The organism is Myxococcus sp. AM011, assembly GCF_013372595.1.
GTDB lineage: Bacteria > Myxococcota > Myxococcia > Myxococcales > Myxococcaceae > Myxococcus > Myxococcus eversor.
The window spans coordinates 1-19,298 of record NZ_JABXEM010000136.1 but is presented as its reverse complement, the minus strand read 5'-3'; the positions used below and the strand labels follow the sequence as shown (position 1 = coordinate 19,298).

Genomic DNA, 19,298 nt, shown 5'->3' with positions numbered 1-19,298 from the left:
CCCTTGAGGTGGGGACCTGGTCCGGGTGGCTTCCGCGCACGTGTCACGGGCCGGAAACGACGATGCCCGCGCCGGTCGGGGCGCGGGCATCTCGTGCTCTCGCGTTCAGCGCGGAGCTACTGCTTGCGGCCGGACTCCGGCTCGCGGGGCGCGGTGGTGTCGGGCGCGTACGGGTCCTCGCGGTCGGTGGAGTCAGGCGACAGGTCGCCATCCCCCCGCGTGCCGGGGTCGACGGCGGTGTCATCCGCGGGGTCCAGCGTGCCCGAGCCACCCGTGCCCGGGTCCAGCGTCGGGTCCTGGCCCGTCGGCGGGCTCAGCGTCGGGTCCTGGCCCGAGGGCGGGCTCATGGACGGGTCATCCACGCCCGTGCCGCCCGTGCCCGGGTCCACGGAGGGGTCCGTGGCGGGCGGCGGGCTCATCGTCGGGTCATCCATGCCCGTGCCGCCCGTGCCCGGGTCCGGCGACGTGCCCGCGGGAGGCGTCGTCGTGTCGGTGCCCGTCGGGGTGCCCGTGTCCGTCGTCGTCGGCGCCGTGGTTTCGTCGCGCTTCGCGCTCGAGTCGGACTTGCACGCGGTGCCAAACACGAGAGCGCCGGCGGCGAGCGAACCCAGGACGAGCTTCGTCTTCAGGAACTTCTTCATGGTGGTTCTCCCACTGAAAAGTTTTGGGTTGGTGTGGCTGGCTGCTGCTGGACGAGAACCTGAGCAGCCAAATCGCGACCTGCAGGGGGCGCTCCTCTGGTCGCCTGCTCCCCGGCCAGCGGCGGGAGGGTGGACGTGCGGCCCCTTGTCAGTGCGCGACCGTGCTTCAGCCCCGCCTCGGGGCCGGGGGCCCCGCCGTCGAAGCCGGATCGGTCGGGCTCATCGCCAGCGCGAGCCCGCATGGGTCCAAGGCCCGCACACCTGAAACAGTGCGGGTGGTGAAATGAAATTCATTGCGGATATGTGTGGCATTGGGCCTGGGGTGGACGCATATCGTTCTCGTCTCGGCGGGACGTCTGTCTTGTCGAGCCCACGGCCAGCGAGGAGGAATGGGATGGAGACGATGGCGGATGCCTATGGTTTGTCACGCGTCGTGGGTGCGACGGGCTTCTTTCCCCAGCGCGCCGGTCGCCTCGACCCGTCGCTGCCGTGTCGCGAGTCGGAGCTCGTCGTCGAGGTCGAGAGCCTCAACATCGACGCCGCCTCATTCGAGCAGATTGCCCGGGAAGCCGGAGGCGATGACGCGCGCATCTCGGAACAGGTGGTGAGCATCGTCCGGGAGCGCGGAAAGATGCACAACCCCAAGACGGGCTCGGGCGGCATCTTCATCGGCGGGGTGAAGGAGCTGGGGCCCCGGCATCCCGCGCACGGAAAGCTGCGCGCGGGTGACAGGATTGCCTCGCTCGTCAGCCTCACGCTCACCCCGCTGGTCATCGAGGAGATTCGCGCCGTCCACCGCGACACCCACCGCGTGGACGTGCGAGGCCACGCCATCCTCTTCGCCTCGGGCAGCTACGCGACACTCCCCGAGGACTTGTCGGACGCCGTCGCCCTGGCCGCGCTCGACGTCTGTGGCGCTCCAGCGCTGGTCGAGCGCCACGTCAGGCCCGGAATGACAGTCGCCGTCCTGGGGGCGGGCAAGGGAGGTGCGTTGTGTCTCGCCCAGGCGCGGCGCGGCCTGGGGGACACCGGGAGGCTCCTCGCCATCGACCTCCACGGGGGCGCGCTCGCGGAGCTCCAGGAACACCACCTCTGCGACGTGGCCTTGAAGCTGGATGCCACCCGGGCGGTGGAGGTGCAGGAGCACGTCCTTCGGGCCACGCGAGGCCGCCTCTGCGACCTGGTGGTCAACTGCGTGTCCGTCCAGGACACGGAGATGGCGACCATCCTCTGCGCTCGTGACGGCGGCACGGCCATCTTCTTCTCCATGGCCACGAGCTTCACCTCGGCAGCCCTCGGTGCCGACGGCGTGAGCCGGGACGTCACCCTGCTGATGGGCAACGGCTATGTGCCGGGGCACGCCGAGCTCACGCTCGGACTGCTGCGCACGGACGCGGGGCTGCGCCAGCTCTTCGAGCGCCGGTACGGCTGAGTCAGCCTTCGTGGTTCGGGCCCACCAGCCGGGGCTGGTCATCCCCGCGCGTACCCTGGGCGCGGCGTCGCAGGGACTCGCGCCACCCGGGTGCGAGCAACGGGCACTCCGCCAGCGCCGCGGCGTCCTCCCGCCGGTGTTCGTGCATGGCCCGGTTGGCGAACGCGACGGTGAACGCGGGAAAGGGGCGCTCCACCCGCTCCAGCGCGTCGCCCGTCTGGACTTCGCCCTCTTCCAGCACGCGGTAGTACCAGCCCGTGCGCCCCGTGCGCTGGAGGAGCAATGCCAGCTCCTTGTGCCTCCATCGTCGCGCGGGCTTCCAGCACGGCTGACGCGGCTGGGACACCTGCACGCGCGCGCCACCCACCCGCAGCACGTCGCCGATGCAGACGCTGTCCTCCGCGCCGCCGGAGACGACCCAGTTCTCACCGAAGGCGCCCGGCCCCACGTCCTCACGCGCGAGCTGTGCGCGCCAGAAGGCGTGGTGCGAGGCGGGGTACGCGAGCACGGCCTTCTCCACGCCCCCATGCACGCGGAGGTCCGCCTGCCCATCTCCGGCCAGGCCCGTGCGAGACAGCCACACCCGGCCCTCCACGGGCTCCTTGTGGATGGCGCTGGTCCACGGCCGCTCCAGCGGGTCCACGGCACCGGTCGTGCCGAGCTCGCGGGGCAGGCCCACGTGAAGCGAGAGGATGCGGCGAGGCTCGGTGTCCATCACCCGCGCGACAAAGCAGGCGCGGCGGGCGCTGTCCAGTGCGGGCGCCCCTCGAACGACGCGAGGCGGGAGCCGCCATGGAAGGCCGCTCCCGCCCCGTCAACCTGATGACCCGCGTGGCGTCAGTAGGTTCCGCCGTCCATCACCGCGCCGCCCGGAGGCGGCTGGACCGTGCCGGACGTGTTGTCGTCCGTGGTGCCCGGCACCACGCCCGAGCCACCCATGCCCGCGTCACCGTCGAACGTGGGCGTGGACGTGGTCCCCGGGGCCGTCGTGGTGGTGTCCGGCGTCGTGGTGGTGCTGTCGCTCGGCACCGTGGCGCTGCCGGGGTTCTGTTCCGGCGTGGCCGGCACCGTGCCCGGGTTGGCCGGCGCCGTCTGCGACGGGTCCTGCGTCATCGTGTCCGGAGTCGTGCTCGGACTCGTGCTCGGACTCGTCGTGCTCCCCGAGCCGCCCGTCGCGGGCTGCTGTCCCGTGGTGCTCGTGTCCGCCTGGGCCACCACGATGGGTGCCTCCGTGGAGCTGCACGCCGTGCCCAATGCCAGGGTACCTGCCATGGCACCCGCCCACATCCACCGCCTCAAGTGCTTCGCCATTGCCTGCCTCCTTCCGTGGGTTGTGCGTTACGTCAGCTTCAAGGGGTGGCGTGCTCGGGACCTGGAGTCCCCGCCGCCGCCCGTTCCTTCATCTCCGAATCCATGCGCGCCCGGTGCCGACGCTGTCGTCGCGCGTTCAGCACCAGCAGCAGCGCGGGAAAGGCCACCAGCATGACGAGTAGATTGGTGGCGAAGCCCAGACTGGCCAGTGCCCCCACCGAGTTCAGGCCTGGATGCCTGGCCAGGAAGAGCGCGCCGAAGCCCATGGCGCTCGTCAGCAGGCCCCCGGAGATGGCCCGACCTGTCTCCGAATAGACCTCCACGAAGTCGCTGCCCGGTGACGCCAGCCGTGTCAGCAGATGCACGCCCGCGTCCACCGTCGTCCCGATGAGCACCGGGATGATGAGGATGTTCAGGTAGTTGAACTCCATCCCCAATATCGGCATCAGGCCAATCAGCGCGAGCAGCGACACCACCGTGGGCAAGAGGCACAGCACCGCCATGCGCAGCCCGCCCAGCGTCATCCACATGGCCAGCAGCACCGCCAGCGTCGTGCCGCCGAGGATGAGCGGCGCCTCGTGCGTCACCATGTCCAGCAGGTCCGCCATCACCATGGCCTCACCCGCCGCGGACACGCGCTCGCCATCGGGGGTGGCCACGCCGCGCACCTCGCGCGCCAGGGCCCGCACCGCCTGCCCGTCCGACTGATTCACCGCCGGATACACCAGCACGAAGCTGCCGGGCGTGCCCTCGCGGCCCATGAACTGCTGGCGCACGCTGGGCGGAAGGTCCTGGAGCGTGAAGGGTCGGGCCTCGCTCTGCCGGCGCAGCTCCGCCAGTTGCGCGCGCTGCTGTTGCGTCAGGCCCTCCTCCGGGACGCGCTCGAGCACGCGTTGGATGTCCTGGAGCACGGCCTGCTTGCGCGGCTGGTCTTGAGGCACGAGCGACGACAGCGAGGCCACGAAGTCGATGGTGGAGTCCGGGCCCCGCTCACGCTGACGTTGGGCCAGGGCGGACGCCATCGCGTGCTCTTCCTGGGGACCCTTGGTGAGGACGACAATCGGCGTCTGCGAGTAGCCGATGATTTTGTTCACTTGCTGGTCGAGCACGAACGAGGGCAGGTCCTGGTCCTCGAGCGTCCCGAAGTTGTAGTCGAAGCGCACCCGAGGCGCCTGCGTCAGCAGCCCCACCAGCAGCACCGCGGAGAGGGCGGTGATGAGGACGCGGTGGCGCACCAGCACCGCCCCGAAGGGAGACGCGCGCGGCGCGACGGTCGCCCGCTTGGGACGCCAGCCCCAACGCGCCGTCAGTCCGAGGAGCGCCGGCAGCACCAGCACGTACGCGGCGATGAGCACCAGCATGCCGATGCCGGCGATGACGCCGAACTCGCGGAACGCGCGCAGTTGGGACGTGCCCAGCACGAAGAAGGTGAGCGCCGCCACCAGCGCGGAGACGAGCGCCGCGCCGCCGGTGTGGGTGAAGGCCTCGCGTGTGGCCTGCTCGGAGGACTCGCCCTCCGTGCGCAGGTGCAGGTAGCGGCCCAACAGGTGGATGCCGTGCTCCACGCCGAGGCCGCCGAGGATGGCTCCCAGGAAGCCCGTCAGCAGATTCACCTGCCCATACACCAGGGCGACGAGGCCGTACGTCCACGCCAGGCCGATGCCCACCGGCGTCAGCACCAGCCCCACCGCGAGCGCGCTGCGGAAGTGGAAGAGCAGGTACAGGAGCATCAGCGCCATGGCCACGGCCGACGACACGGTGATGTCGCGGATGATCTGCTGCTGCTGGTCCAGCTTCTTCTGGAAGGTGCCGGTGATTTCCACCCGGAAGTCGGCGCCGTACTTCGACAGGTCCTGCGCGTCGAGCAGCCCGCGCACCTCGTCCACGACCTTCCGCGAGTAGGCCAGGTCCGCCGACGTCATCTCCGGCTTGACGAGCACGACGACGCGCCGGGCCTTCGCGTCCAGGTAGTAGTCGTCCGTCGCGGAGGACATCTTCTGCCCCGCGGCGCCGCCGTACTTCGCCTCCAAATCGGAGAAGTCGATGGACGGCGCGGCTTCATCCACCAACTGCACATAGAGCGGATTGGCCTGCTTCTGCTCCCACGCGAGCCGCGCGGCGAGCCGACGGTGCACCTCTCGCAGGTCCTCTTCCGACAGGAAGTACATCGCCCTGTCCCTGAAGAAGGCGCCCGTGCGTTCCTTCTCCACGAAGCGGATGCCCGGCAGCGCCTGGAGCTTGGGCGCCAGGTCATCGGCGAAGCGGCGCAGCGACTCGGCGTCGCCTCCCTCGCCCACCACCGCCACCCAGCCGAGCGCGCCGAAGCGCGTCTCCAGCTCATGGAGGTCCTGCACGCTCTCGAACGAGTGCGGCAGCAGGTCCACCAGGTTGGCGTTGAGCTTGAGGTTGCGGGCGAAGAAGCCCCCGACCGCCGCCAGGAGCAGGGCGATGCCGAGGGCGAGAATGGGCCGCCGGTGGCTGCGTGTTGCCAGGGCCCCGAGGCTCCGCTCCACGCGCCGCGTCCATCGGCGCTCACCGGGTTTCGATGTGGTCGGCTCCGATTCCATCCGTCGCGGTAGGCGGTCCGTCTTCTCCAGGCCCCGGCCTCTCCGGTGGCGTGGAAGGCGGCACGGCTTCCCCTCCCTCGGGTGTCCGCGTCAGCGGCCCCATGTGGTCGGGAACGTGGGGACTCGGCGCGGGGGATGCAGTGCCCGCCGCCTGGTCGTCTGCCCCTCAGGAGGACGGCGGACCCGCCGCTTTCGGCCCTGGCGCGCGGGCTCGCCGTGAGCAGGGCTTCACCCCCGGAATCAGCCGGGCAGACAGACGGGCGAAGGCCCTTGGGAATTGTTAGTGAAGGTCAAGTGATTCGGTGCCTTACATTCCGCCTTACGGCATAAACGCGTTGACTCCCTGGTTGGCGCATGCCCAAGGTGGGCCGGCCGTCGTTCGGCCCGCAAACAACACAGCAGGTGTCGCAACATGGGTGAGAAGCGTTGGTCGGAGCGGTTCGAGGGGGCGATGGGCCAACTCGCCGCGCGGAGCCACCGGCGTCCGTACCAGGCACTGGTGGTGGCGGTGGTGCTCACGCTGCTGGGAGCCTGGTTCGCGAGGACCCTGACGCTCAACGCGGACTTCGTGGGCCTGCTGCCCAAGGCGTTCCCCAGCGTCCAGGACATCGAGAAGCTGCGCAAGCGCTTCGGCGGTCAAGGCAACGTGGTGGTGGTGGGCATGGGCGCGGAGCCGGAGGTGCTCAAGCGCTTCGCGGACGACATGGCGCCGAAGCTCGCGGAGCTGTCGGAGCTGCGCTACGTCAACTACCAGCGGCCGAGCGAGTTCTTCGACAAGCATGCGCTGTACTACGTGGACCTGGATGACCTGAAGACCATCCAAAGCCGCATCGACGCGCGCATCGCCTGGGAGAAGGAGCAGGCCAACCCGCTGTTCGTCCGGTTGGATGATGCGCCGCCGCCGTCGGTGGACTTCGCCGACATCGAGCAGAAGTACACCGGCCGCGCCAACCAGCGGCTCTCCGGCCAGGGAGATTTGTACTACCTGGACACGACGGAGCGCATGGTGGTGCTGATGGCGAAGCCCCGGGGCAGCGCCGCGGACCTGAACTACTCGAAGAAGGTCGTCACCCAGGTGGAGGACTTCCTGGCGAAGCAGGACCTGTCCAAGTACGGGCCGGGCTTCAAGACGGCGGTGACGGGGACGTTCAAGAAGAAGATCGACCAGCAGCGCGTCATCGTCAGTGATTTGGCGACCGCGTCCTCGCTGGCGATGGTGCTCCTGCTGGCGTACCTGGCGTTCCACTTCCGCAGCGCGCTGTCGGTGGCCTTCACCATGGTGCCGGTGCTCGCGGGCCTGGGGTGGACGTACGGCTTCGTGGGGATGGCGTACGGGCAGGTGAATCTGCTGACGGGCTTCCTGGCGGCGGTGCTCGGCGGCCTGGGCGTGGAGCACGGCATCCACCTGTTGGGGCGCTACGGGACGCTGCGCTCGGAGGGGATGACGTCCGAGGCGGCGGTGCACGAGTCCTTCCGGCACACGGGCTTCTCCGCGCTCATCGCGGCGCTGGTGGCGGCGCTGACGTTCTTGAGCCTCGCGCTGTCGGAGTTCAGGGCGTTCCGCGAGTTCGGCATCATCGCGGCGGTGGGCATGCTGGTGAGCATCTTCGCGTACGTGCTCATCCTGCCGGCGCTGCTCGGGGTGGCCTCGCGGTTCCGTTGGTCGCCGCGCGTGCACCAGGGTGGCACGGGGCCCATGGCGTTGTTGGGCCGGTGGCTGCCGCGCTCCTACCGGGGCGTGGCGGTGGTGATTGGCCTGGGCGTGGTGGCGCTCATCTCGCAGTCGTACCGCATCTCGTTCAACTACGACTCGCGCACGCTGGAGGACTACAAGCAGGCGTCGGCGGTGCTGGACCAGAAGGTGAACGACATCCTGGGCTACTCGCAGACGCCGGTCGTCGTGCTGACGGACTCGCAGGACATGGAGCGTGAAGTTGTCCGGCAGTTGGAGGCGCGCAAGGCGGCGCGGGGCAAGGACTCCACCATCGACTTCGTGGGGGCGCTGGAGGACCTGGTGCCCCGGCAGCAGCCGGAGAAGCAGGTGGTGCTGGAGGCCATCTACACGCGGCTGAACAAGCTGGACTCGGCGCGGCTGCCGGAGGACACGCGGGTGTCGCTGGCTCGCGCGTTGAACATGTCGCAGGCGAAGCCCTTCACGCTGGCGGAGCTGCCGGCGAGCGTGCGTCACCAGTTCGAGAGCCTGGATGGGAGCACGGGTGGCGTGGTGCTGGTGTACGCGGGCGGCGGGGTGAGTCTGTCGGATGGTGAGGGCACGCGGCGCTTCTCCAAGGAGGTGCGCGGGCTGCACATGCCGGACGGCAGTTCGGTGTCGGCGGCGGGCGAGGCGCTCATCCTGGCGGACATCCTGGACATGGTGTCGCGCGAGGGTCCGCGGATTCTCGCGGCGGCGGTGCTCAGCGTGCTGGCGGCGATGTGGCTGACGTTGGGGCGGCTGCGCACGGCGCTCATCTGCATGGTGCCCACGCTCCTGTCGGTGGCGGGGTTGGTGGGGTTGATGGCGCTGTTGGATTTGCAGTTCAACTACCTGAACATCATGGTGTTGCCGGTGTTGGTGGGCACCACGGTGGACGCGGGGGTGCATCTGGTGCAGCGGCTGGGTGAGCCGGGCGCGGACTTCATCTCCGTGTATGCGGAGACGGGTCGGGCGATTACGGGCGGTCTGCTGACGAGCGCCATCGGCTTCGTGGCGCTGGTGCTGGCGAAGCACCCGGGGTTGAACTCGATTGGTGACCTGGCGAACCTGGGGTTCGGGTTGAACATGGTCATCGTGCTGCTGGGCTTCCCGTCGCTGCTGCTGCTGGTGGAGCGGTGGCGGCGCAAGCACGGGGCCACGGCGGAGCAGCCCGAGCAGCCCGCGCCGGAGGCGTGAGACTTCTCCACGCCCGGCGCGTGTCGTCGTGCCGGGCGGGTGGCAGACTGCGCGGCACGGTGGCGCCGGGGTGGTGCCAGATGGAGGGCAGGGCAATGAAGCGAAGCGGGTGGCTCGCGGTGGTGACGGTGGCGGTGGCCCTGGCGGGCTGTGGCCATGGTGGGAAGAAGGAAGAGAAGAAGGGCGACACGCGGTGCGAGGAGTCGCGGAACCTCTCGTGCATCACTGGCACGGAGTGTTCCATGGACCGCGAGCGTGGCTGTGAGGTCTGTCGCTGTTCGCCCGCGGATGCGCTGACGCCCACGGACAAGCGCCGGCCCACGGCGATGGAGCCGCAGCAGCGCTGGTAGGGTGAGAAGGGCTGGCTACAGCTCCGCGAGGATGCGGCCGCGAGCGTCGATGGCGTAGACGGCCCCGGCATCCATCAAGGGCGTTTCCAGTTCGATGCCGCAGCGGGAGAGCCTGGGAAGGAAGCTGACGAAGTAGAGGTCGTCGTTCTCCTTCAGGACCGAGGCGTCATAGGTGTCCCGGCGCGCGAGGCATCGCGCGAGGGGTTCATCGCGCGCATCCGGTTTGCGGTCGGGCGGAAGGAACGCATTCATGGCGACCTCGAGTGCCGCCATCGCTGGGCCATCCAAGTGGATCCCCTGTTCCATCGAGTCTGGAAACGTCACTTTCGAGGCTTCCTCGGGAGGCGCGCGCTCGGCCTTCTGGGGCTTGTGGTAGCCGAGGAGGGAGCAGCCGCTCAGGAGCGATGCGCCACAGAGGAGTGCGATGAGCGGGGTGGTCTTCATGGAAGGCTCCCGCATGATTTCACGGACAGGGGTCGGTGTGGCGTCATCGTGGTTACCAGCCCATGCCTTCGAACATACGGATGTTCCCGTTGTCGTCGTAGACGTGACCGATTTGAACCCACTGGCCCCCGCGCAGCGCTGAGACCACTCGGGTCGCATAGTTGAAGCTGTACACGGAGCACGCTCCATCTCCACGCCGGTTGAACACGAAGAGTTCACGTTGGAAGACCCGTTCCGTCTTCTCAGTGACGACGCGAGCAGGATTCCACCTGCCGCTCAGATCTCCAGGTGAGAAGCGCGCATTGTGAGGATGGGTATGGTCGCCGCCGGTGATGAGGGCGTTCACTCGCGCGGGGTCATGGAGGACTTGTGGCATCGAGCAGGTCTTCATCTCCCGTGTGTCCTGCCTGTCTTTGAAATCCGATAGGTAGCTCAAGTAGAATGCGTCCTCATCGGGTGCGTAATAGTTGAGGGCGCAGTACTCGGAGCCCATGGGGCCTCCTGATGCGCCGCCCTGTGCGGTCATGAGCTCGCACCCTGCTTCCGCCAGGGCTTCCGTCGTCTTGAATGGACCCGCAAGCGGGCCATCAACCTGGAGGCGCCCGTTCTCCAAGCGGCGCACGCGAACGTTGGGGTTCGACCCACAGGCCCCGGCTCCGAGCATCAGGGCCAACAGCAGGGCACGAGCGTGGGTCGAGGACATGGAGAAGAGCGGAAACCTAGCATCTTCACCAGGAAGGGAGAGCGCGGTGAGGCCTCAGCTCCGCGCACCCGGCTCGAAGCGCAGGGGCAAATGCGTGGGGCCGTGGACATGGAGCGCCTGTCGCGGCTGCCAGGGCTCGTCGCTCGCGAGCCGGAAGTTCCGCAGCCGCTCCAGCAGGTCGGTGAGCGCCACCCGTGCCTCCATGCGAGAGAGCGCTGCCCCCAAGCAGAAGTGGATGCCGTGCCCGAAGGCGATGTGCGGATTGGGGTCCCTGCCGATGTCGAAGCGCTCCGGCTCATGGAAGTGCCTCGGGTCCCGATTCGCCGAGCCAATCATCGGCAGCACGAATTTCCCCGCCGGAATCACGCGCCCGTGCAGCTCCACCTCGTGCTTCGTCGAACGGAACATCGACTGCGCCGGAGAGCGGAAGCGCAGCACCTCCTCGATGGCCGAGGACAACAACGCCGGCTCCGCCTTCAGTCGCGCGAGCTGGTCCGGGTACTCCATGAAGCACAGCAGCGCGTTGTTGATGAGGTTGGTCGTCGTCTCCGTCCCCGCCGCCAGCAGCAACTGGAAGAACCCCAGAATCTCCTTCCCGTCCAGCCGCTCCCCATCCACCTCCGCCTCGACGAGCCTCGTCAGCAGGTCATCCCGCGGCGTCCTCCGACGCTCATCGAGGATGTCCGCCAGATACGTGCGCATCTCGTCCCGCGCCGCCGAGTTCTCTTCCAGGGCCCGCTTCGACTCCTCGCCGTCCGCGATGGTGTAGCTGAGCTTCATGATGACCTCCCCCCATCGCAGGAACCGCGCGCGGTCCTCGGGAGGAATCCCAATCATCTTCGCGATGACCATCGCCGGCAGCAGGCTGGAGTAGTCCGCCACCAGGTCCATCTCCCCACGCTCCACCGTCACATCGAGCAGCTCCCGCGACAGTTCCCGTACGTGTGGCTCCAGGTTGGCGATGGAGCGCGGCGTGAAGGCGCGCATGATGATGTTGCGCAGCTTCGTGTGCCGGGGCGGGTCCGAGAACAACAGCCAGTCCGGTGTCGTCCCCGTCTCCGTGGTGACGACGGAGCTGAACGCGTCGTGGTCATGCAGCGCCCGCTTCACGCTGTCGTAGTCGAAGAGAATCCACAGGTCCGCCTGGGGCTCGTGCAGCAGCGGCGAGGCCGCGCGCAGCTTCGCGTAGAGAGGAAAGGGGTTGCGGCGCACGTCGTCGGTGAAGAGCTCCATCATGACCAGGCGTCTCCAACCCGCGCGAGCGACCTGGAGCCGAACGACGTCCGCGTGGGCACTCGGGCACTCACGCGGGTGTCACGCGGTTCCAGCTTCGCGCGACGTCGACGCTCCACGCGTCAGGGTAGGAACCCCGGGTTCTGGAGCGCAACCGTGTCGAAAGGGCCGTTCAGCCGCTGACGCTACGCCGCGCGCCCCGAACGCCGTGCCGCCCACGCGGTGACGAAGTCCGCGAGTCCACCCAACTGCCGGTCATTGAGCGTGCACTGCCACCGGGCCTTTCGCAGCGCGCGGTACGCCGCCGGAGCCTCCCAGCCGCGCGCCACCATCACCGCCAGCCCCATCAGCGGGCCTCGGCCCACGCCGTGCTCGCAGTGCGCATACAGGTGCCCGCCCCGCTCCAGCCGCGGCATCGCCCACTCGACACCTTGCAGCAACTGCTCCACCGACGGCGGATAGCGGTCCGTCACCGGCAGGTTCAGCAGCTCGATGCCCAGCGCTTCCAGCGCCTTCGCGTCGTCGACAGACTCGGCGCGCAAATCAATCACCGCGGTGATGCCTCGCGCCTTCAGCTCCGTGTAGCGCGACGGCGGTACCGAGCCACCCACGTGCAACCAGTCGCTCACCTGGGACACGTTGAGCCCGCGCCCCGGAAGCTTCGTGGTCCACTCCACGCAGCGCGCCACCGAGCGCAGCACCTGCTTGCGCACCCAGCCCCGGACTCCTGGCACATGGTGCACGTCCCGCAACAACGACACGCTCACAAGTCGCCCTCGAGCGACACTTCCATCAACCCCGCCACCGGCGCCTTCCCCGCGCGCTCCAGCACCGCCCGGTGCAGGTACGTCACGGGAGAGCCCACCACGGGCTTGATGAGCCCACCCAGCATGCCCAGGTCCTCCACGGGCGCGCTGCGCTGCAACAGCGACGTGGAGCGCAGCACCATCACCTTCGCCCCATCCCCGCCAAAGACATCCACCGTCCAGGCGCTCCGCTCCTTCGAGCCCTCGCGGCTGAGCGTGAAGGACTCCAACTGGCTCGGCGTGCCACCCTCCGTCCACGAGTACACCGGACCGAACTCACCGTCCTGCCCCTCGCGCGCCAGCAACACCAGCCGCTCCCCGCCTTCGCGCAACGCCCGGAAGCGCACCCAGCGCCTGGCCAGCTTCGCCGGAGGAATGGTGGAGCGCGTGTGGTCCGCGTAGCCGCCACCCGACTGCTCCAGCTCCGCGCTCTTCGGCGGCTGCACCGTCGCCTTCAGCGGGCTGAAGGCCAACGTCATCTCGTGCCGGTAGCGCGCGTTGCCCACTTCCACTTCCGAGCCTTCCGGCGAGCGCGGCGTCACCTGCGCCGCGTACTCCAGCACCACCCGACCACCGTCCAGCGGCGCCTCCACCCGCGTCACCCCGTCCGCCGAGCGCGCCGAGCACGTGCCGACGCGCAGCGTGCTGGTGGCCGCGTCGTAACCCCACTCGCGCGAGCCCACCTTCTTCTGCGCCGTCCACGCACGCTGGCCCGGCCGCAGCACCGTCGCCCGGCAGATGCCCGTGCGCGAGCCCGGACCGATGTTCGTCACCTGCAACTGCACCAGCACGAAGGTGCTGTCCTCCAGGTCCCCGATGAAGGTGAAGCTCTCCCCGTAGTTGTCACTCGAGGAGGCCGTGGGCTCCAACGTCGCTCCCGCCGCCACGGTGGGCAGCGCGAGCGACAAGAGGAGGCCCAGGACCTGGAGCCTCGACTCACGCCGCATGGGGGCGCTGCTCCAGGAGCGCTTCCGGCGAGTTCGTGTCGTTGAAGACGTAGTCGCGCTGCAGGGGCAGGTTCCACGCGAAGTAGACGACGCCGCGCACCAGCCACCACCCCAAGGTGTAGGCCAGCTGTGGATGCAAGGTCAGCAGCGCCACGCCACCCGCGTTGAGCAGCGCGCTCGTCCCGCTCACCACCGCGTAGCGCATCACCTGCCGTCCCACCGCCGCCGTGCTGCGGAAGGTGAACACGCGGTTGATGGAGTAGTTCACCACCGCGCCGAGCAGCGCGCCCAGCACCGTGGCCCACGCGGGCAACAGCCCCGCCAACTCCACCAGCGCCAGCACCACCGCGAAGTCCGCCAGCGTGGCCACCGCGCCCGCCACCGCGTTGAGGCCGATAATCGCCTTCTCGGAGCGCGCCTCCACCCGCTTGGGCGCCAGCGCCTTCACCAGATTCCTGAAGCGGGAGATGGCCGTCAGGTTGCTCATGATGGCGACGAAGACCAGTCCCACCACCGCCATCCAGTGCATGGGGTGCTTCTCCTGGGGCCAGAACACCGCCTCCAGAATCGGCGACAGCGCCGTGCCCGCGCCCAGGAAGAGCACCCGCTCCAGCCGCTGCATCGCGCCGTCTCGCACGTTGACGCCCAGGCCCTCGCCCTTGGCGCGGACATACGGCACCAGCGACGAACCCAACAGCGCGCCCAGCGCCGGCAACAGCACCCAGGTGTCCCGGTAGTACCAGGCCAGGCCCATCAACATCGCCGAGTCCACGTACCGGTCCAACACCGAGTCCAGCGCCGCGCCCGCGGGGTTGGCCTCCTTGCGCGTCCGGGCGATTCGCCCGTCCATCACATCCAGGATGCCCGCGCCCAGGAACAACCAGCCACCCAGCGCGAAGCGGCCCGCCGCCACCGCCACGCCGGAGGAGATGCCCAACAGGCCCGACAACATGGACAGCGCGTTGGCCGGAAGGCCCGAGCGCAGAATCACCGCCCACAGCGGCTGGATGATCCAGAAGAAGTAGTGCCGAAGGAAGTAGCCCACGAACCCCGCGTTGCCCCGCTTGAGCGTCTCCTCGTCGCGAGGCACGCCCTTGAAGGCGCAGCGGATGCAGAAGACGAGCAGGCCTCCCAGGAAGTACACACAGGCGAGGATGGCGGGACCCAACGCCGTCCAGATGCGAGCCGAGGGGGACAGGTTTCCGGTCAACCAGGCGACCACGTTCTCAAGCACGGGTGTCCCCTCCAGGAGTCAGCGGCAGCGTGACGGACATGGGTGCGCTCTTGCGCGAAAAGGCCAGCTCCACCGCCAGGAAGGCGACGAGCGCGAAGACGAGGCCCGCGAGCACATCCAGGATGTAGTGGTGCGTCAGATAGACAGCGGAGAAAGCAACCAGCAAGGCGAACACTCCCGTGCTCAGACGCCACTTCCAGCCGTCTCGCCAGACGAAGAGCATCACCATGAAGGGATAGGAGGCGTGCAACGAGGGCATGGCCCCGAACACGTTGGGATTGCGGGCGTAGAAGCCCGCGAAGTAATTGATACCCAACAGTGCGTCAAAGCGAGCGGTGCCCGCGGGGCTGGGCAGCGCGGCGAGGTTCGCCGGGCCCGGGCCGTATTGGAGGATGTACCAGGGTGGCGCGGCCGGATAGAGCAGGTAGGTGACCACGCCCAGGGCGTTCACCACCAGGAAGGCCCAGCACAGCTTCTCGAAGCGTGTGTCCTTCTTCACGTAGAAGAAGATGGCCATCAAGAAGACTTCGTAAAGGTAGGCGGCGTAGGCAAAGCCGCACAACAGGTCCAACACGGCGTGCGAGCGGGTGCTCCACCACAGGGGCCAGTTGACACCACCGGGGGCGGGGAACCATTGGCGCTCCCACTCCCACAAGTCACCTGTGTGGATGGTGCCGCGCAGGAACAGCCAGAGTCCCTGGCTGTCCAGCAGCATACCGGTCAGCCACAGTGGGAAGCCGCCGAAGAGGAAGCGACGCGTGCGGGGGCCCGCCCAGGCCACCCCCACCAGCGCCACGTCCGCGACGACGTGGTCCCACCGGAGCCGTCCGGTGGCCGTCACGAGCATCAAGTGGCCCACACCCATCAGGGTGACGAACCACGTGAAGGCCGTGGTCTTAGCGAGCGAGCGGGAGGTCATCCCCGTAGTAGTCGAGTCCAAGGTGGGTGATGGGCTCTTCGCCGGCCACGACGCGCAGGGTGTTCTTCAGCTTGGTGAGCTGGATGAACAGGTCGTGCTCGACGGGCAGGCCGGGCTGCGCCATGGGGCTCTTGAAGTAGAAGGACATCCACTCCTGGATGCCACGCCACTCCAGGCGCTTGGCCAGGTCCAGGAACAGCGCGATGTCCAATACCAGCGGCGCCGCCAGGATGGAGTCGCGGCAGAGGAAGTTGACCTTGATCTGCATCGGATAGCCGAGCCACCCGGTGATGTCGATGTTGTCCCAACCCTCCTTCGCGTCGCCGCGGGGCGGGTAGTAGTGGATGGACACCTTGTGCGAGTACTTGCTGTACAGCTCGGGGTACAGGTCCGGCTGCAGGATGGTGTCCAGCACGCTCGACTTGGTGACTTCCTTGGCCTTGAAGGCCGCGGGGTCGTCGAGCACCTCGCCATCGCGGTTGCCGAGGATGTTGGTGGAGAACCACCCCTCGAGGCCGAGCATGCGGGCCTTGAGCGCGGGGGCGATGACGGTCTTCATCATCGTCTGGCCGCTCTTGAGGTCACGGCCCGCGACGGGGATGCCCTCCAGCTTCGCCAGCTCCTGCAGCGCGGGCGTGTCCACGCTCGCGTTGGGCGTCGCGTTGGCGAACGGCACGCCTTCCTTGATGGCGGCGTACGTGTAGAGCGCGGTGGGGTTGATGTCCGTGCTGTTCTCGTCCAGCGCCTTCTCGAAGGCGGCCAGCGTCTTGAAGGACTCCGGCAGGGGACGGAAGGTCTCCACGCTGCTGCACACCACCATCACCGCGCGCTTGGCGTTGAGCTCCTTCTTGAAGTCGCGGATGTCCTGGCGCAGCGCTTCGATGCTCTCGCGGTGCGTCTTGGTGGCCTTGGCGTGGTTGGCCTCGATGCGGCGGACGAACTCGGCGTCGTGCACGCCCTTCTTGGGCTTGATGCCCTGGAGGAAGGGCTTCACCTGCTCCAGGTGCTTGTCGTGCAGCACGCCGGAGCGCACCGCGACCTGGTACGCGTCCTCGCTGATGATGTCCCAGGCGCCGAAGACCACGTCGTTCAGTCCCGCCAGGGGCACCAGCTCACCCAGCTTCACGGTGCGCCCGTCCGTGCGCTTGCCCAGGCGCGCCGTGCCCATCTGCGTCAGGGAGCCGATGGGCGCGCCCTTGCCCTGCCGCGCCAGCTCCACACCCGCCATCAGCGTCGTGGACACCGCGCCCAGGCCGGGGATGAGCACCGCCAGCTTGCCCTCGGGCTTCGAGACCGACTTCTTGTTCTCCATCGTGGATTCCTTCGAAAGGCGGTAGAGCCGCCCTGTGGTGAGTCTTCTTCGTACCTTCCGCTGCGCACCGACATGACGCCGTGGGGTATGCGGAAAATCCCGAATGCGGATGGTTGATACTCTAAAGCGTTCGTGACTTCAACGTCATGTGGGGCGGCTGGTTAGCACGCCACGGGGCGGACTGATGGATCACCCCGACCCCAGGTACAAGGCGACGCGAACGCGCCTGTCAGAGAAACACCACGTCGTGAGAAAAGTGACACCTACCTGACCGTGCATAGGCACGACGGGTAGGTCGGGGTCTATGTAGACCCGTGGGGTGGTGTGTGGGGAAGGTGGCACGGTGAGGGTGCCTTCGAGGGGTGTGGGACGGCCGCGCAGTCATGGCGCCCGCGCGTTTCTGGCGCAACCCCAAGTCGAAGCGGAAGGACCCACCCCACCTCCCGCCGGGCAGTGGAAGTGGGTCCCCCAGTAGTAGAGGACGGGGTCGTCAGTGGGGGCCGGAGGGCCCGTTGCCGCCGTTCAGCTCCAGGGACTGGTGGTCGCCGGGGGCGTAGGTCTTCCCGGAGAGGACGGCCTTGAGCATGCCGGCCAATTGCACCATGCGGCTGGAGGGGGCGTCCCAGTACTCGGCGCGCTCCACGTGTACGCACAGGAGGGCCAGCTCTGGATCATCCATGCCCTGGGGGAACCAGGCCTTGAGGGCGGGGCTCCACAACTCGCGGACCTTGCGGGGGTCCTTCACCAGCTTGCAGCGCCCGCTCACGGAGACGTAGCGCTCTCGCGAGGGGTCGGCGAAGGACACGTTGACGTGGTGGTCCTTCTCCACCTCGTCGACCTTGTGGGAGTGCTCCCGGGTGAAGAACCAGAGCTCTCCGTCGAAGTCGTGGTCCTGGGTCCACATCGGTCTGCTGCGCAGGCTCCCGTCGGCCTCCACCGTGGTCATCATCGCGACCTTGATGCCGTGGATGAGGTCTCCTAGATGTTCGACGGCGTCGCGGGTGCCTTGCTCCTTTTTCTTCGTGCTCATGCGCTCCTCCTGGCTTTGGAAGGTAGGCAGGGTGATGGGGAGCGAGCATGGGACGACCGCCTGGATGGCGCCTGGGCAGGCGGGCGGTGTGGTAGGTGGGGGACGGAAAGCGAGTGCGACGACGATGCTGAAGACCGCGTGGAACGAATGGTGCCTGAAGGCGCTGCAAATCGAGACGGCCCTCCTGGCGCTGGAGGAAATCGAGCTGCCCGAGGAGATGCACGGGCTGCAGGACGCGGCGGAGGAGAAGTTGCTGGAGCTGGGGCGTGCGTGGAAGGGCCGCCAGCCGCAGAAGGACGGGCGCCGGTGGGAGCGGCAGGTGCAGGACGGTGGCGCGCCGAGCGACGCGGAGCTCCAGGAGGTCGTCGACGAGTTCCGTCAGGACGGCAAGAAGTGGACGCTGATGCGGGCCACCAGCGACAAGCAGGAGTTGGTGGAGGTGGTGGTGTCCGAGGGCCGCGCGTGCATGGTGGCCGGCGGCTCGTACTACCTGGGGCAGTGGGACGCGAAGGACGAGGTGCTGGAGGTGGGCCGCGATGACGACGCGGGCGAGCCCGGCACCGGCGTGGTGTTGTCCGCCATCGCCGAGGTCCAGTTCACGCCCGACCCGGAGCTGTAGTCGGCTTGGGCCTCGTGCCCCGTCACGGATTGAGCACGCGGGCCATGCGCTCGCGTGTCTTCGCGTCGGGCAGTCTTCCGAAGCCGGCGCGGAGGTTGTCGGCGACGTGCTCGGGGTTGCTCGTGGCGGGCAGCGGGCAGTGCACGGCGGGGTGGCCGAGGATGAACTTCAGGAAGAACTGCGCCCAGCTCGAGCAGTCGAAGTCCGCGGCCCACTCCGGCAGCGCGCGGCCCTTCACCTGACGGAAGAGCTGGCCGGTGGCGAAGGGCTGCATGACGAGCACCGCCACGCCGTGCTCGGCGGCGGCGGGGAGCAGGCGCTTCTCGGCGTCGCGCTCGGCGAGTGAGTAGGGCAGCTGGATGAAGTCGAGCGTCTGCTCCTTCAGGAGCTTCTCCAGGTCATCGAAGGCGCCGCGCGCGTAGTGGGTGATGCCGACGTAGCGCACGCGGCCCTGGGCCTTCCACTCGCGCAGCACGGGCAGGTGGGTGCGCCAGTCGACGAGGTTGTGGACCTGGAGCAGGTCCATCCGTCCGCGCCCCATGTCCTTCACGGAGGTCTCCATTTGAGCGAGGCCCGCTTCACGGCCCGTCGTCCACACCTTCGTGGCGAGGAAGGGCTTGGGCACGTCGCCGAGCGAGGCGAGCACGTCTCCCACGACGCGCTCCGCCCGGCCGTACATGGGCGACGAGTCGATGAGGCGCGCGCCGGAGTCGAGGAAGCGCTGGAGCACCTGCTTCAAGGGGGCGCGCTCGTCGGCGGAGGTCCCCACGTCGAAGGTCTGCCAGGTGCCGAGGCCGATGACGGGCAGGGCCTCGCCTGACTTGGGGATGGGACGGGTGAGCATGGTGGCTTTCGCGGTG

Annotated in this window: 18 protein-coding genes; 4 read left to right on the top strand and 14 right to left on the bottom strand. The window is 68.4% G+C overall.

Translation table 11 applies throughout. The features are described 5' to 3' along the window. Positions 1–116: 116 nt before the first annotated feature. Positions 117–641, bottom strand: coding sequence for a hypothetical protein (locus tag HUW62_RS26335; protein WP_176435955.1), 525 nt, complete (start codon positions 639–641; stop codon positions 117–119). A gap of 394 nt (positions 642–1,035) precedes the next feature. On the opposite strand from HUW62_RS26335, the gene HUW62_RS26330 reads away from it, so the two are divergent. Then, positions 1,036–2,073, top strand: coding sequence for an L-erythro-3,5-diaminohexanoate dehydrogenase (locus HUW62_RS26330; protein WP_176435954.1), 1,038 nt, complete (start codon positions 1,036–1,038; stop codon positions 2,071–2,073). 1 nt (position 2,074) lies between these two features. On the opposite strand, the gene HUW62_RS26325 is transcribed toward HUW62_RS26330, so the two are convergent. From HUW62_RS26325 to HUW62_RS26315, 3 genes are all read right to left on the bottom strand, one after another. Further along, the gene (locus HUW62_RS26325; protein WP_163863711.1) at positions 2,075–2,788 is read right to left on the bottom strand and encodes an MOSC domain-containing protein; all 714 of its coding nucleotides are present in this window, start codon (positions 2,786–2,788) and stop codon (positions 2,075–2,077) included. Between the two features lie 122 nt (positions 2,789–2,910). After that, positions 2,911–3,345 (bottom strand): Erp protein, encoded by a 435-nt coding sequence (locus HUW62_RS26320; protein WP_255203651.1) that lies wholly within the window; start codon positions 3,343–3,345, stop codon positions 2,911–2,913. Between the two features lie 77 nt (positions 3,346–3,422). Then, a complete protein-coding gene (locus HUW62_RS26315) occupies positions 3,423–5,897 on the bottom strand; it encodes an RND family transporter (protein WP_163863709.1) in 2,475 nt (824 codons plus the stop codon). 466 nt (positions 5,898–6,363) lie between these two features. On the opposite strand from HUW62_RS26315, the gene HUW62_RS26310 reads away from it, so the two are divergent. Together HUW62_RS26310 and HUW62_RS26305 are read left to right on the top strand one after the other, a co-directional pair. Beyond that, entirely contained in the window at positions 6,364–8,841 is a 2,478-nt protein-coding gene (locus HUW62_RS26310; RefSeq protein ID WP_176435952.1) for an RND family transporter, read from the top strand. Positions 8,842–8,936: 95 nt separating this feature from the next. Then, positions 8,937–9,191 (top strand): hypothetical protein, encoded by a 255-nt coding sequence (locus HUW62_RS26305; protein WP_163863707.1) that lies wholly within the window; start codon positions 8,937–8,939, stop codon positions 9,189–9,191. A 15-nt stretch (positions 9,192–9,206) separates the two neighbouring features. On the opposite strand, the gene HUW62_RS26300 is transcribed toward HUW62_RS26305, so the two are convergent. The 9 genes from HUW62_RS26300 to HUW62_RS26260 all read right to left on the bottom strand — a co-directional run bounded on the left by HUW62_RS26300 (position 9,207) and on the right by HUW62_RS26260 (position 17,819). Further along, positions 9,207–9,635, bottom strand: a complete 429-nt coding sequence (locus HUW62_RS26300) for a hypothetical protein (RefSeq protein ID WP_163863706.1) — start codon at positions 9,633–9,635, stop codon at positions 9,207–9,209. 52 nt (positions 9,636–9,687) lie between these two features. After that, on the bottom strand, positions 9,688–10,338 hold the full coding sequence (locus HUW62_RS26295) for a hypothetical protein (protein ID WP_176435951.1): 651 nt from the start codon (positions 10,336–10,338) through the stop codon (positions 9,688–9,690). A 54-nt stretch (positions 10,339–10,392) separates the two neighbouring features. Then, complete coding sequence (locus tag HUW62_RS26290) at positions 10,393–11,574, bottom strand: cytochrome P450 (RefSeq protein WP_255203650.1); 1,182 nt, start codon at positions 11,572–11,574, stop codon at positions 10,393–10,395. 182 nt (positions 11,575–11,756) lie between these two features. Then, positions 11,757–12,338 carry a dual specificity protein phosphatase family protein gene (locus HUW62_RS26285; RefSeq protein ID WP_176435950.1) on the bottom strand — a complete coding sequence of 194 codons (582 nt, stop codon included), beginning with the start codon at positions 12,336–12,338 and terminating at the stop codon, positions 11,757–11,759. Beyond that, a complete protein-coding gene (locus tag HUW62_RS26280) occupies positions 12,335–13,324 on the bottom strand; it encodes a hypothetical protein (protein WP_163863703.1) in 990 nt (329 codons plus the stop codon). The genes HUW62_RS26285 and HUW62_RS26280 overlap by 4 nt, the downstream gene beginning before the upstream one ends. Further along, the gene (locus HUW62_RS26275; RefSeq protein WP_163863702.1) at positions 13,314–14,558 is read right to left on the bottom strand and encodes a GtrA family protein; all 1,245 of its coding nucleotides are present in this window, start codon (positions 14,556–14,558) and stop codon (positions 13,314–13,316) included. The genes HUW62_RS26280 and HUW62_RS26275 overlap by 11 nt, the downstream gene beginning before the upstream one ends. Beyond that, a complete protein-coding gene (locus HUW62_RS26270; RefSeq protein ID WP_163863701.1) occupies positions 14,551–15,477 on the bottom strand; it encodes a phosphatase PAP2 family protein in 927 nt (308 codons plus the stop codon). Before HUW62_RS26270 ends, HUW62_RS26275 begins: the two co-directional genes overlap by 8 nt. Next, entirely contained in the window at positions 15,455–16,789 is a 1,335-nt protein-coding gene (locus HUW62_RS26265) for an inositol-3-phosphate synthase (RefSeq protein ID WP_163863700.1), read from the bottom strand. The genes HUW62_RS26270 and HUW62_RS26265 overlap by 23 nt, the downstream gene beginning before the upstream one ends. A 490-nt stretch (positions 16,790–17,279) precedes the next feature. Further along, positions 17,280–17,819 carry a pyridoxamine 5'-phosphate oxidase family protein gene (locus HUW62_RS26260; protein WP_176435949.1) on the bottom strand — a complete coding sequence of 180 codons (540 nt, stop codon included), beginning with the start codon at positions 17,817–17,819 and terminating at the stop codon, positions 17,280–17,282. A gap of 124 nt (positions 17,820–17,943) precedes the next feature. Between HUW62_RS26260 and HUW62_RS26255 the strand changes: the two genes are divergently transcribed. Continuing rightward, positions 17,944–18,438, top strand: a complete 495-nt coding sequence (locus HUW62_RS26255; RefSeq protein WP_163863698.1) for a hypothetical protein — start codon at positions 17,944–17,946, stop codon at positions 18,436–18,438. Between the two features lie 22 nt (positions 18,439–18,460). Here HUW62_RS26255 and HUW62_RS26250 read toward each other — a convergent pair. After that, a partial coding sequence (locus HUW62_RS26250) for an aldo/keto reductase (RefSeq protein WP_255203649.1) occupies positions 18,461–19,298 on the bottom strand: 838 nt, incomplete at its 5' end.